Raw genomic sequence first — 411 nt, 5'->3', positions numbered from 1 at the left:
ATCCTGCGCATCAGCGCCGCGTCGTCCGCCCGGGCCGCCTCGCGGCCGGCCTTCGGCGTGCCGAGGCTGCGCAGATGCGCGTAGCCGAGTCCCGCCTCTGCGAGACCCGTTCCGAGCGCGCCCTTCGAGAAGCCGCGCTTGCGCGAGTTCGCCACCGCCCGCACGTCGGCCAGCACGGCCACGCCCGCCGAGCGCAGCGCATCCGTAAGGCGCTCCGGGTCGAGCCCTTCGTAACCTATGGTGAATAATTGCTTGCTCACGGGACCGTGACGGGACTCGCGTTGCGGGACCGGCACTTAGCCGGATCCGGGCCTGTGAACCAACCGGGGATCGATACCGTATGTCGCGGTAACGACACGCATCTCGGAATTCCGCCGCAAAGTTCGCAAAGCTCCGTTAACTGCGCCGGGC

The 411-nt window shown here is 68.6% G+C and carries 1 protein-coding gene; it reads right to left on the bottom strand.

Annotated elements, in window-relative coordinates:
* Positions 1 to 260 (bottom strand): DUF488 domain-containing protein (locus GVN67_RS29380; protein WP_160000797.1); only part of this gene is annotated, 260 nt, incomplete at its 3' end.
* Between the last annotated feature and the right edge of the window lie 151 nt (positions 261 to 411).

It is taken from the genome of Roseomonas sp. 18066 (assembly GCF_902706185.1).
Lineage (GTDB): Bacteria > Pseudomonadota > Alphaproteobacteria > Acetobacterales > Acetobacteraceae > Pseudoroseomonas.
This window is presented reverse-complemented; position numbering and strand designations above follow the sequence as displayed.